Origin of the sequence: Candidatus Accumulibacter meliphilus (assembly GCF_036625345.1) — a bacterium.
Classification (GTDB): domain Bacteria; phylum Pseudomonadota; class Gammaproteobacteria; order Burkholderiales; family Rhodocyclaceae; genus Accumulibacter; species Accumulibacter meliphilus.
Genome location: NZ_JAZKTZ010000005.1, coordinates 295,309 through 307,801 on the forward strand (window position 1 = coordinate 295,309; position 12,493 = coordinate 307,801).

Annotated in this window: 13 protein-coding genes; 6 read left to right on the forward strand and 7 right to left on the reverse strand. The window is 62.3% G+C overall.

The window, feature by feature from the left end; all coding sequences use genetic code 11:
- Positions 1–6: 6 nt before the first annotated feature.
- Positions 7–1,362, reverse strand: a complete 1,356-nt coding sequence (locus tag V5B40_RS12460) for a M16 family metallopeptidase (RefSeq protein ID WP_332354788.1) — start codon at positions 1,360–1,362, stop codon at positions 7–9.
- Positions 1,363–1,588: 226 nt separating this feature from the next.
- Between V5B40_RS12460 and ftsY the strand changes: the two genes are divergently transcribed.
- Genes ftsY through ftsX form a run of 3 tightly spaced genes read left to right on the forward strand, consistent with a single transcriptional unit; the run spans position 1,589 to position 4,199 of the window.
- Complete coding sequence (ftsY, locus tag V5B40_RS12465; protein ID WP_332354789.1) at positions 1,589–2,617, forward strand: signal recognition particle-docking protein FtsY; 1,029 nt, start codon at positions 1,589–1,591, stop codon at positions 2,615–2,617.
- Entirely contained in the window at positions 2,614–3,303 is a 690-nt protein-coding gene (gene ftsE / locus V5B40_RS12470) for a cell division ATP-binding protein FtsE (protein ID WP_332354790.1), read from the forward strand. Before ftsY ends, ftsE begins: the two co-directional genes overlap by 4 nt.
- Positions 3,300–4,199, forward strand: a complete 900-nt coding sequence (ftsX, locus tag V5B40_RS12475) for a permease-like cell division protein FtsX (RefSeq protein ID WP_332354791.1) — start codon at positions 3,300–3,302, stop codon at positions 4,197–4,199. Before ftsE ends, ftsX begins: the two co-directional genes overlap by 4 nt.
- A 49-nt stretch (positions 4,200–4,248) precedes the next feature.
- Here the strand turns inward: ftsX and V5B40_RS12480 are convergent, their stop codons facing one another.
- Entirely contained in the window at positions 4,249–4,623 is a 375-nt protein-coding gene (locus tag V5B40_RS12480) for a diacylglycerol kinase (protein ID WP_332354792.1), read from the reverse strand.
- Between the two features lie 195 nt (positions 4,624–4,818).
- Here V5B40_RS12480 and rpiA point away from each other — a divergent pair, with 195 nt between their 5' ends.
- A complete protein-coding gene (rpiA, locus tag V5B40_RS12485) occupies positions 4,819–5,484 on the forward strand; it encodes a ribose-5-phosphate isomerase RpiA (RefSeq protein WP_332354793.1) in 666 nt (221 codons plus the stop codon).
- A 163-nt stretch (positions 5,485–5,647) separates the two neighbouring features.
- Here rpiA and V5B40_RS12490 read toward each other — a convergent pair whose 3' ends face one another.
- The 4 genes from V5B40_RS12490 to V5B40_RS12505 all read right to left on the reverse strand — a co-directional run bounded on the left by V5B40_RS12490 (position 5,648) and on the right by V5B40_RS12505 (position 9,694).
- Positions 5,648–5,920: an oxidative damage protection protein gene (locus tag V5B40_RS12490; RefSeq protein WP_169065550.1), complete on the reverse strand. Its 273-nt coding sequence runs from the start codon at positions 5,918–5,920 to the stop codon at positions 5,648–5,650.
- Between the two features lie 97 nt (positions 5,921–6,017).
- A complete protein-coding gene (argA, locus tag V5B40_RS12495; protein ID WP_332354794.1) occupies positions 6,018–7,337 on the reverse strand; it encodes an amino-acid N-acetyltransferase in 1,320 nt (439 codons plus the stop codon).
- Between the two features lies 1 nt (position 7,338).
- Positions 7,339–8,937: a polyphosphate:AMP phosphotransferase gene (pap, locus tag V5B40_RS12500; protein ID WP_332354795.1), complete on the reverse strand. Its 1,599-nt coding sequence runs from the start codon at positions 8,935–8,937 to the stop codon at positions 7,339–7,341.
- The gene (locus tag V5B40_RS12505) at positions 8,930–9,694 is read right to left on the reverse strand and encodes a 16S rRNA (uracil(1498)-N(3))-methyltransferase (RefSeq protein ID WP_332354796.1); all 765 of its coding nucleotides are present in this window, start codon (positions 9,692–9,694) and stop codon (positions 8,930–8,932) included. Before V5B40_RS12505 ends, pap begins: the two co-directional genes overlap by 8 nt.
- 53 nt (positions 9,695–9,747) lie before the next feature.
- On the opposite strand from V5B40_RS12505, the gene V5B40_RS12510 reads away from it, so the two are divergent.
- The gene (locus V5B40_RS12510; protein ID WP_332354798.1) at positions 9,748–10,299 is read left to right on the forward strand and encodes a thioredoxin family protein; all 552 of its coding nucleotides are present in this window, start codon (positions 9,748–9,750) and stop codon (positions 10,297–10,299) included.
- Between the two features lie 63 nt (positions 10,300–10,362).
- Positions 10,363–11,190 carry an inositol monophosphatase family protein gene (locus V5B40_RS12515; protein WP_332354908.1) on the forward strand — a complete coding sequence of 276 codons (828 nt, stop codon included), beginning with the start codon at positions 10,363–10,365 and terminating at the stop codon, positions 11,188–11,190.
- 59 nt (positions 11,191–11,249) lie between these two features.
- On the opposite strand, the gene V5B40_RS12520 is transcribed toward V5B40_RS12515, so the two are convergent.
- The gene (locus V5B40_RS12520; protein WP_332354799.1) at positions 11,250–12,392 is read right to left on the reverse strand and encodes a PLP-dependent cysteine synthase family protein; all 1,143 of its coding nucleotides are present in this window, start codon (positions 12,390–12,392) and stop codon (positions 11,250–11,252) included.
- Positions 12,393–12,493 lie beyond the last annotated feature (101 nt).

Genomic DNA, 12,493 nt, shown 5'->3' on the forward strand with positions numbered 1-12,493 from the left:
CACTCATCAATGGCGAGCCGGGGCCGGCGAGCGCGCCGCCGACGCCAAGGGCTGCGGCACGAGTTCGGCAATCGTCAGGGCTTGGTCAGTAAAGTACCGGCGGGCAACCGCCTGAACCTGCGCGGCAGTCACTTCCTGCAGTTTCTCGAGCAAACGCCGCTTCTGTGTGTACGGAATGCCGACCGCTTCCAGCTGGCCGATCTCCATGGCCTGCGCAAACATCGAGTCGAGCTTGTAGATCTGGCCAGCAATCAGTTGCGCCTTGGCGCGTGCAAGTTCATCCGCGCTAACGCCGCTCTCCTGAACAGCGGCGATTTCGGCGCGCAATCCGGCTTCGAGTTCGCTGACCGACTTTCCCTCGCTGGGAGAAGCGCGCAGATAGAAGATGCCCGGCCCGCGTGCGGTCGAATCGTAATCGGCCTCGGCCTCGACGGCCAGCTGTTGCCTGCGCACCAGGCTCGTCGAGAAGCGCGCCGCGTCGTGGCCGGCGAGCACTGCGGCCAGAATTTCCAGCGCATAGGGGTCGACGTCCTGCTCGACATGGCGAATGACCGGCACTTTGTAAGCCATCATCAGCAGCGGCAGGTCGGCGGGTGCCTTGACGGACAGCCGCCGCGTCCCGAGCTGCGGCGGTTCGTCCTGCGGTTTTCTGACTGGCAACTGGCGCGCCTGCAGCGGACCGTAGTGCTGCGCGGCAAGCGCGAACACCGCCTGATGATCGACGTCGCCGACAACCACCACGGTGGCATTGTTCGGCGCATACCAGTTGTCGTACCAGCTGCGCGCGTCGGCAGGAGCCAGATTCTCGAGATCGTTCATCCAGCCGATAATCGGTACGCGATACGGGTGGGCTTGAAAAGCAGTGGCCGTCAGCTGCTCGAAGAGCAAGGATTGTGCTTGATCTTCGGTGCGCAGGCGGCGCTCTTCCATGACCACGCGGACTTCTTGCGCAAATTCCGCCGGGTCCAGGGTCAGATGGCGCATGCGGTCGGCTTCCAGCTGCATCATCTCGGCGAGTTTGTGCTCCGGCACCTGTTGGAAATAGGCCGTGTAGTCGCGACTGGTAAAGGCGTTGTCACGACCGCCGGCAGCGGCGACGCGGCGGTTGAACTCACCGGGCCCGGCATTCGGGGTGCCCTTGAACATCATGTGTTCGAGGACATGTGCGACACCGGTGCGGCCATTCGTTTCGTCCATGCTGCCGGCGCGATACCAGACCATGTGCACCACTGTCGGCGCCCGCCGGTCCTCCCTGACAATGACGCGCAGACCATTCGGCAGCTGCTGCTCGAAAGTCTCGGCCAGTGCTGGCGCGGCCAGGGTCAGAGCCAGCAATAGAGGAATCAGTCTCGTCTGACGCATGAGGATGAATCGCTTCTGATAAAATCCCGGGATGTGTCGGATACTTGCGCCGGCATCTTACCACCGGCCCGGTTCCTGACCGCCTTAATGTGAAAGTCGCGTCTGCGACTCACGAAGCTCCCTTCTCCTCTCGTGGGAGAAGGCTTGGGGAAGAGGGGAAACGGTCATGACTTTCATGATCGGGGGTATCTCGACAAGTCATGACCGTTAGAGACACGAAAGTCCCATGTTTGGTTTCCCCAAGAAAGCCCCCGCGCCGACGCCCACCCGCAGCACGCCAGACGCCGGCGAAGCGACCGATGCAGTCGCCGACGTAGCGACAAAGGTGGTCGCCGACGTAGCGGCGAGGGCTTCCTGGCGCTACCGGCTGAAAAGCGGCCTGTCGCGCACGCGCGCGCAGTTTGGCGGCAAGCTGAAATCGCTGTTCTTGCGCGGCAAGGTCGATGACCAGCTGCTCGAAGAGCTGGAAAGCGTGCTGCTGACCAGCGACGTCGGCATGAACGCCACTCAGTACCTGCTCGAACAGCTGAAAGCGCGTGCCAAGCGCGACAAACTGGCCACCCCGGAAGCGATAGAGAAAGCGCTGGCAGACGCCATGTGCGAGCTACTGCAACCACTCGAGGAACCGCTTGACCTGCAAGCACACAAGCCCTTCGTGATCATGATTGCCGGCGTCAACGGGACCGGCAAGACGACCTCGATCGGCAAACTCGCCAAGCACTTCCAGGCGCAGGGCCTCTCGGTTCTGCTCGCCGCCGGCGACACTTTCCGGGCCGCCGCACGTGAGCAACTGCAGACCTGGGGCGAGCGCAACAGGGTGACGGTGATTGCCCAGGAGTCCGGCGATTCGGCGGCAGTCATTTTTGACGCCATCGCCGCCGCCAGGGCGCGCGGTATCGACATCGTGCTCGCCGATACGGCCGGTCGCCTGCCAACGCAGTTGCATCTGATGAACGAAATCGCCAAAGTGCGGCGCGTCATCCAGAAAGCGGACCCGTCGGCGCCACACGAAACCTTACTGGTCATCGACGCCACTTTTGGCCAGAATGCAGTGCAGCAGGTCATTGCCTTCGACAAGGCGATCGCGGTCACTGGCCTGGTGCTGACCAAACTTGACGGCTCTGCCAAGGGGGGAGTCGTCGCCGCCATCGCGCGCCAGTGTCCGAAACCGGTTCGTTACATCGGTGTCGGTGAAGGCATTGACGACCTGCGACCTTTCCATGCCCGTGACTTTGTCGATGCGCTCTTCGAGTGATTACTGCCAACGCCCTCACCAAGCGCTACCCTGAAGGTCACGAAGCGCTCAAGAACGTGAGCTTCGAGATCACAGCCGGGGAAATGGTCTTCCTGACCGGGCACTCGGGCGCCGGGAAATCGACGTTGTTCAAGCTACTGGCAGCCATCGAGCGGCCGACCTCGGGGAGCATCGTGATCAACGGCCAGAATCTGGCAGCCCTGCGCAGGAACGCCATTCCCTACCTGCGCCGCAAACTGGGCCTAATTTTTCAGGATCGCAAACTGCTCTTCGACCGTACCGTGCTCGACAACGTACTCTTGCCACTGTCGATCGTCGGCCACCCGGTCAAGGATGCGCCACGCCGCGCGCAGGCGGCACTCGCCAAGGTCGGCCTGCCGAACCGCGCGAAAGCGTTTCCGATCACCCTTTCCGGCGGCGAGCAGCAGCGCCTGGCGATTGCCCGCGCGGTGGTCAATCGCCCAGCGGTCATTCTCGCCGACGAGCCGACCGCCAACCTGGACACCGCTTCGGCGATCGAAATCCTCGAGATTTTTCGCGCTTTTCAGCAGGTCGGGGTCACCGTCGTCATCGCCAGCCACGACCCGCTGCTCATGGCTCGGCTCAATCCAAGGATTCTGCGCCTCGACCAGGGCCAGATGAGTGAGCCGCTGTGCATGCCCGCCACCGACGGGGTCACGCCGTGACCACCTGGCTGGTACAACACCTGACCGCCATGCGCGACGCACTGCGTCGCCTGTTCGGTGCACCGCTGAACACGCTGCTGTCCTTGCTGGTGATCGGCGTCGCGCTGACTCTGCCGACCGCCGGCTGGTTGGCCATCGAAAACCTCCGTGCCGTCGCCGGCGATACCCCGGGCGTGCAGCAAATCAGCATCTTCCTGACACTCGATGCCAACCAGCCCGCGGTCGCCGAAATCGAGTCGCGGCTGCAGCAGGCCAAGCCGGGAAGCTGGCGCTACGTTGCGCGCGGCGAGGCGCTCAAGCAGCTGCGAGAGTCCGCAGGAATGACCGAAATCATTGGCAGCCTGCCGAAAAACCCACTCCCGGATGCCTTTCTCGTCACCCCCGCAGACGCGCAACCAGAATCTCTCGAACTGCTTGCGAAGACTTTCGCCAGCTGGCCGAAAGTGGCGCACGTCCAGCTCGATTCGGCGTGGGTCAAACGCCTGGACGCACTGCTTCGCCTCGGAAAATTGATCGTCGTGCTGCTCGCCGTGCTCTTTGCCGGCGCCCTGGTGGCCATCACCTTCAACACCATTCGCCTGCAAATCCTTGCGCAGGCGGCCGAGATCGAAGTCGCCAAGCTGATCGGCGCGACGAATAGCTACATCCAGCGCCCGTTGCACTACTTCGGCATGCTGCAAGGAGCTCTCGGCGGCCTGTGCGCAGCACTGCTGATCGGCACCGGCAGCTATTTCCTGACCCCTCCGGTCGCCGAACTGGCACAGCTCTATGGGGGGTCTTTCACCTTGCAGGGCTTGTCGACCACCGATATCGTCGCCCTGACAGCGATCGGCGGTGGCCTCGGTTGGCTGGGAGCCAAGATCTCGGCGCTGATACATCTGCGGCGCATCAGTTAAATGCCGCGCTGGCGCCTCGCCAGGCAGCAGCAAGCCTTGGCAGGGCAACTCAGCCGATCAGCACGCAAGCCCAGACGGCGAGGACATTGAGCAAAGCCAGCAGGACCGCTGCACTGCCAATATCCTTGGCGCGCTTGGCCAAGGGATGACGGTCGAATGAAATCCGGTCCACGGTTGCCTCGATGGCCGAGTTGAGCAGTTCGACGATCAGCACCAGCAGCACGCTCCCGACCATCAGCGCTCGGCCGACGCCATCGGGTGCCACGAAACAAGCCAGCGGTATCAGCAGCGCGGCGAGCAGCACTTCCTGGCGAAAAGCGTCCTCGGCAAGATAGGCGGCGCGCAGCCCAGCCAACGAATAGTGGAGGGCGTTCCAGACCCGCTGCAAACCGGTTTTCCCCTTGAACGGACTTTCGTCAAGCACAGCTTTTTCCCCCTGCCCTTAGGCGATGAACGACCAGTATACCGGTGCCGCCGACGATTGCTGCCATCAATGCTCCGACCTTCACTTGTGCTCAGGCCGTAGCCGACACTGTCATCACCGGCGGCACTTCGCTACAATGCCGGCCAATTCAAGCATCCATCCATCGATGTACCCACTGAAAGGCGGAGCCTAGCCATGACCCAGGACGAACTGAAGAAAGCCGTCGCCCGCGCCGCCCTTGCCTACCTGGTCGACGGTGAAATCGTCGGCGTCGGAACGGGATCAACCGCCAATTGCTTCATCGATGAGCTGGCCCGGATTCAGCACCGAATCCGCGGTGCCGTGGCCAGTTCCGAAGCCAGCCGGCAGCGACTCGAGGGCCACGGCATCCCGGTCTTCGATCTCGACAAGGTGGACGCCATCCGGGTCTACGTGGACGGTGCCGACGAGATCAACGCTGCGCTACAGATGATCAAGGGCGGGGGCGGCGCACTGACCCGCGAAAAAATCGTCGCCGCGGTGGCAGCGAAATTCGTCTGTATTGCCGATGGCAGCAAACTGGTAGCGGTGCTCGGCCAGTTCCCGCTACCGGTTGAGGTGATTCCGATGGCCCTCGGCCACGTCCGACGCCAACTGGCAGCGATCGGCGGCGGTACGCCCGTGCTGCGCGAGGGCTTTGTCACCGACAACGGCAATCTGATCGTCGACGTCAAGGGACTTTCAATCACTGACGCCACGGCGCTCGAAGCGCGGATCAACCAGATCGTCGGCGTGGTGAGCAACGGCCTGTTCGCTCAGCGCCCGGCCGATGTCTGTCTGCTCGCTACGGCGGACGGGGTGCAGACGCTAACCGCCGACTGACGGTCATGACTGCCCCTCTCTTCACTTGCAGTGCGCATTCCGGCTTGCACGCCGGAATCGTTCGACGGGCTGGGCGTATGCGCCCAGAATTCCCCGTCTCACCCCGGCCCTTGTCCCGCACAGGGAGAAGAGAGGTTCGTGAGTCGCCTACGCCACTTTCACATTAGGGCTTGGGCGGTACGTAACCCTGAACGGCATCGGCCCCACTGCCAAAAAAATGCCTCTCCAACTGCTCCGCCAGGTACTTGCGGTGTGCAGCATCGGCAAGATTGAGGCGATTCTCGTTAATGATCATGGTCTGCATGCGAACCCATTGCTGCCACGCTTCCTGGGAAACCTGTTCATAAATGCGCTTGCCCAGCTCGCCCGGATAGGGGGGAAAATCAAGACCTTCAGCCTCACGACCGAGCTTGATGCAGTTAACCATTCTTGCCATGCAACCGACTCCTTGAACACGCTGCGGAAAATCCGCCGCGGCAAACGTTATGCGTCCCCGCCAGCCCCGCGGACCCGGCGGAAAACACGGGAAAAAGCTAGAGATATTTGATCAGCACCTTGGAACGACGCTGCAGGTTGTAGACCAGCCGCTTCTCGGCCGGCAATTGATCGATCTGGCGGAGGACGAAGCCACGCTCCCGGAACCACTGCGAAGTGACCGTCGTCAGCACAAACAGTCGCTTGACTCCCGAAGCCGACGCCCTGGCCTCGATCCGCTTGATCAGGAGCGCACCGTAGCCCCAGCGACGGTAATGCGGATGCACCGCTACACAAGCCAGTTCGGCCTCCTCGGCACCGTAAGGATACAGCGCAGCGCAGGCAACGATCACCCCGTCGTGCTCAACGACCGAGAAACGCGAGATCTCGCGCTCCAGCAACTCTCGGGAACGGCGGACCAGTGAGCCCTCTTCTTCGAGCGGCTCGATCAGCGCCACCAGACCACCAATATCGTCGGGGCGAGCGTCGCGCAATACTTCAAGCGATTCGCGACTGATGACCGTGCCCACGCCGTCACGCGTAAATAATTCGCGCAGCAGCGTGCCATCCTCGTCGTAGCCGATGAGGTGCACGCGGCGGACACCGGCACGGCCAGCGCGCACCGCGCAGGGAAGATAGCGCTTCAGATCGCTCGACAGCCACTCGCCAAGACTGACCAGCCGCTCAGCCGCGTCCACCGTCAGCTCGTCGAGCAGCGCGCCGTCGATGTCGGTCGCACCACGGCTGTCGGTAAGAAAGATGAGCTTGTCGACCGGCAAGGCGGTGGCGACCGCTTCGGCAACCTGTTCCATCGACAGGTTGAAGATCTCTCCGGTCGGACTCGAGCCGAGGCATGACAGGAGAACGATGTTGCCAAGACCCAACTGCGCACGAATTCCTTCACCATCGACCTTGCGCACCTGACCCGAGTGCTGCAGATCGACGCCGTCAACCACACCAACTGGCCGGGCGGTGACAAAGTTGCCCCCTACCACCCGGATCGTGCTGTTGGCCATCGGCGTATCGGCGAGGCCCTGTGACAACAGGGCCTCGATGCGGACGTAGATACTGCCCACCGCGTCAATCGCGCAATCGAGAGCCCTGTCGTCGGTCACCCGATAGTTACCGTGATAGACCGACTCCAGCCCTTTCTGACGGAGCAATTCCTCGATCTGAGGCCGTGCGCCGTGAACCAGAATCAGGCGGACGCCAAGCGCCGCCAGGAGGTTGACATCGTAGGCCAGGGTACGCGCCAGCGTTCCGGCAATCGCCTTGCCACCAAAGGCGATCAGAAAGGTCTTGCCGCGAAACAGATTGACGTACGGCGCAACCGAACGGAACCAGCTAACGAAGTGGGCAGAGCTCAAGTCGTCGGGCATATCACTCCGAGGGATCCGCCTTCTCGCTGCCCTGCTCGTCGTTTGCCTCTTTCGCTTCTTTCGCCTCCAAGGCTTCCTTGGCCTTCGAAGATTTCGAGACCTTCGATTCCTTCAGCGGCTCGACCTGCAACTCCGTCTCGAGGCGCTGGCAGATCGTCCGGATGATCTTGACGCGCGCAAAATACTTGTCATTGGCCTCGACCACCGTCCACGGAGCGGTTCCAGAGCTGGTGCGGTCGATCATGTCGCAGACCGCCTCATGGTACGGCCCAGCTTTCTCACGGTTACGCCAGTCTTCCTCGGTAATTTTGAAACGCTTGTGTTCGATCTCCGCACGCCCCTCGAAGCGCTTGAGTTGCTCCTCGTCGCTGATCTGCAGCCAGAACTTGATGACAATGCCCCCAGCATGATTGATATCATGCTCGAAATCGTTGATCTCGGCGTAAGCGCGTGACCAGTCGGCTTCGCTGCAGAAACCTTCGACCCGCTCCACCAGCACCCTACCGTACCAGGTACGGTCGAAAATGGTCACCCGCCCGAGGCGCGGCATATGTCGCCAGAAACGCCACAGGTAGGGATGGGCGAGATCTTCCTGGGTCGGTGCGGCGACCGGGATGATTCGATACTGGCGGGCATCCATGGCGGACATCACGCGGCGGATGGCTCCTCCCTTGCCGGCAGCATCCGAGCCTTCGAAAGCGAGAATCAAGGCGCGTTTGGCGAACTTCGGGTGGCGCATCAATTCGGCCAGGCGCCCCTGCCACCTGGCAAGTTCGGTCGAATAAACGTCCTTGGGCAGGCTCTGCGAGAGGTCAAGCGCGCTGAGGATATCCAGACTGTCGATCCGCGGCGACAAGGGCGACGCCACCGGCGAACTCGGCTCGCTCTTGTCGGCCAGGCGCTTCTGCATCGCTTCAAGTATGGTCTTGCCGACGGTCAGCGAGCGGTAACGGTCATCGGTGCCCTCGACGATGATCCACGGAGCGCCGGGAGTGCTCGTCGTACGCAGCAGGTGGCCAGCAACCTCCTGCAACTTGTCGTAGGTCTTCAGGCGATCCCAGCTGGCCTTGGTCACCCGCCACTTGGTCAGCGGATTCGCTTCGATTGATTTCAGACGCTCCTGCTGCGCATCCTTTGCAAGGTGTATCCAGAATTTGAGGACCAGGGCTCCCTCATTGACCAGCATGGCCTCGAAACGATTGAGCTGGTCCATTTTCTGGTCGAAGTCGGCGCTCGAGATTTCCTTGGCGATGCGCTCGGCGATCGGGTGCGAATACCAGGAGCCAGAAAAAATCCCGACGCGTCCTTTACGGGGCAGCGCCCGCCAGTAACGCCACATCGACGGGCGCGCCTTTTCTTCGGCCGTCGGCGCGTAGAAAGCATGCGTCGACAGGTAGCGCGGATCCATCCACTCGTAGAGTGCATTGATCGTGTCACCTTTGCCCGAACCATCGACGCCACTGATGAGGATGATTACCGGGAAGCTGCCATTGCCGCGCAACAGCTCCTGCGTTTCGAGCAGGGCCGCGCGTAGCGCGGGCACCTCCTCGCGATACGTTGCTTTGTCGATCTTGTGTCCCAGTTCGGCCGATTCAAACATCAGTCATCTCCTCCTTCAAGTCACCCCACAAAAACTGGATTGCCGCCAGAGCGGCCAAACCAGCGGTCTCGGTGCGCAGAATACGCGGTCCGAGGCGTAGTGACAAAAAACTGCAAGCTGACGCCAGTTGCATTTCTTCCGCCGCCAGCCCACCCTCGGCGCCGATCAGCAGTTCGACACGCACATCAGCGCGTGGTGCTGGCACGCTGCTCAGGGAGCGTCCGGCAGCCGGCGCCAGCAGCAGACGCAGAACATTCGACTCGCGCCGGCGCTGCAGCCAATCGTCAACACTCTCCGGTGCGGCGACTTCCGGCAGACGGTTTCGTCCGCACTGCTCACAAGCGGCAGCGACGACACCCCGCCAATGCTCGAGCCGACGCAAGGCACGTTGATCAGCGAGGCGCACCACACTGCGCCGCGAAATGACCGGCACGATACGCTGAACGCCAAGTTCGACGGCTTTCTGCACCGTCAGGTCCATTTTTTCGCCCGCCTGCAGCGCCTGCACCAAGGTGATCGAAAGCGGCGATTCGCGCTCGACGGGCAGCCAGCCGAGCACCTCGACACTGACTCGCGAACGCTCGACAAACACTATTCGCGCTGAATATTCGCCGCCCGCGCCAGTGAACAGCGTCAAGGCAGCGCCGCTGCGCAGGCGCAAGACCTTGCTCGCATGATGTGCGACGCGGTCGGGCAAGTCGGCGCTGCTGCCGACCGCCAGCGGGATCGGGCAATGAAAACGGGGATTATTCACCATGCTATTATAAAAGCTTAGCTTTTCGATGGTCGTTCTTTGGAGGCAGGTTTGTCATGGCGCTCAACGCACCGGTGTGTGACTTCGGCTGGCGAGCCGTCGACTTCGATCTCGAGGACACGACGGGCTCAAGACACACCCTTGACTCCCTGCGTGGCCCGAACGGCTTGCTGTTGATGTTCATCTGTAACCACTGCCCCTACGTCAAGGCAATCATCGATCGCATCTGTCGCGACGCGCGCGAAGTGCAGTCGCTGGGCATTGGCGTCGCCGCGATCATGAGCAACGACCCCAGCGAATACCCCGAGGATTCCTTTGAAAACATGCAGCAACTGGCGCGCCAGCTCAACTTTTCCTTCCCCTACCTCTACGACGCGACGCAAAACGTCGCCCGCAGCTACGCGGCCGTTTGTACCCCGGACTTCTTTGCTTTCAACGACCGACTGGAATTGCAGTACCGCGGCCGTCTCGACGCCAGCGGTCGCCTGCCGGCAGCAGCGGACGCTCGACGCGAACTGCTGGAAGCCATGCGCATGCTCGCCGAGACCGGACAAGGTCCGCGCGAACAGGTCGCCAGCATCGGTTGTTCGATCAAATGGCGCGCCTGATTGACGATGAACAGTATCGATAGCGCGGCCAGCCTGGCGGCCGCTGACAGCGAACTCAAACGGATGCTCGACGCGGTTGTCGCTCAGGTCCGCGAAGTGGCGCAGCGCGAGATCATGCCGCGCTTCCTGCGCGTTGTTCACGATCAGCGCAAGGACGACGGCTCCTTCTGTTCGGAAGCCGACCTGGCTGCCGAACACTTTCTGCATGGCCGCCTGCTGGAGATCCGCGACTGCCCGATCATCGGCGAAGAAATGACCGCAGCGACGCAACGCGAAGCTTGGCATGGTGGCAGCAAGGGCAACAATGGCTTGTGGTGCATCGACCCGATCGACGGTACCACCAACTTTATCAACGGCCTCCCCTTCTTCGCCGTATCGGTGGCCTGGATACGCGCACGACGGACGCGCCTGGCGGTGACCTACAACCCGATCACCGACGAAATGTTCTATGCCCGCGAAGGCAACGGCGCCTACCTCAATGGCCGCCGCCTGCCGCTGCGCGAAGTCACCACCGACATCGGGCGCGCCGTCGGCGGCGTGGACTTCAAGCGCATCCCGAAACAACTGGCAGATCGCATTGCCGTCAACCCGCCGTTCTATTCACAGCGCAACTTCGGCAGTTCGACCCTCGACTGGTGCAACCTCGCCGCCGGCCGTCTCGATCTCTATCTGCACGGCGGCCAGAAGCTTTGGGACTACGCGGCTGGCAGCCTCATCCTGCGCGAATCGGGCGGGCGGGTGTGCACCCTGACCAATGACGACTATGACGCTGAAGACGTCTGGCGCCGCTCGGTGATCGCCGCGCTCAACCCGACGGTGTTCGAGACCTGGCGGAACTGGGTACGAGCGAATAGTTGTCCGGCGGCGGCAGCGACAGCAGCGCAAAGGTGAGCGGCGGCAGAGCCCAGTGGCCGGGGTGCTGGGCTCTGCCGCGGAAACTGCGTGCGCGGCTAATCACCGTCCGATAGATCTCCTGCGGTCTGCCAACTGGCAGCGAGCGGCGTGGCAATCTCACCCGAATCGAGCGAGGCCGCCACCGCGATACGCTCACCAGCGCAATTCAGGCCGGCGCGCTGCAGCCAGCCTTCGCTGTAATAGGTATCCGCGTAGCGCTGCCCGGCATCACAAAGCAGGGTCACCACCGAGCCGCTTTCGCCGCTGGCGCGCATCGCGTCCATGCACGCCAGCGCGGCAATCAGATTGGTGCCCGTCGAAGGGCCGACACCACGTCCCAGGCGCGCCGACAGCTCGTACATTGCCGCCACTGACCACACATCCGGCACCTTGACCATGGCGTCTATCACTTCGGGCAAGAAGGACGCCTCGACGCGTGGCCGGCCAATACCCTCGATTCGTGAGCCTTCGTACAAACGCAGCTCCGGGTCGCGCGTGCGATAGTGCTCGAAAAAAACCGAGAACTCCGCATCTGCTGCACAGACACGCGTTGGCCGCGCGCGGTAGCGTACGTAGCGGCCAAGCGTGGCGACCGTGCCACCGGTACCCGCACTCGAGACCAGCCAGCTCGGGACAGGGTACTTTTCGAGCCGCATCTGCTCGAAAATAGACTCCGCGATATTATTGTTGGAACGCCAGTCGGTCGCCCGCTCGGCATAGGTAAACTGGTCCAGGTAGTGGCCGCCGAGTTTGTCTGCCATCCGCTGCGCCTCGTTGTAGATGCTCATCGGATCATCGATGAGATGGCAGCGACCGCCCTGGAACTCGATGGCCGTGATCTTTTCGCGCGAGGTCGAAGCGGGCATCACGGCGAGAAACGGCAAGCCGACGAGGCGGGAAAAATAGGCTTCGGAAACGGCCGTCGAGCCGCTGGACGCCTCGACGACCGTGCTGCCCTCGCGCAGCCAGCCATTGCACAAGGCGTAGAGAAACAGCGAGCGCGCCAGACGGTGCTTGAGGCTGCCCGTGGGGTGACTCGATTCATCTTTCAGATACAGATCAACCCCGGGAAAACCGGCCAGGGGCAGAGGGATCAGGTGGGTATCGCTGGAGCGCTGGAAGTCGGCTTCGATGCGGCGAATGGCAGCCAGCACCCACGCCTTGTCCGCGCGACGCGCGAGCTGAGCAGGTGTTTTCATGCCGGGAGCTTAACAGGCAGCGGGCATGAAACAAAGGCACACGTCACGTCGCCACAGCATGACGTCGACGCCACGGGGCGTGTGCTGCTGCGCTTTTTCGG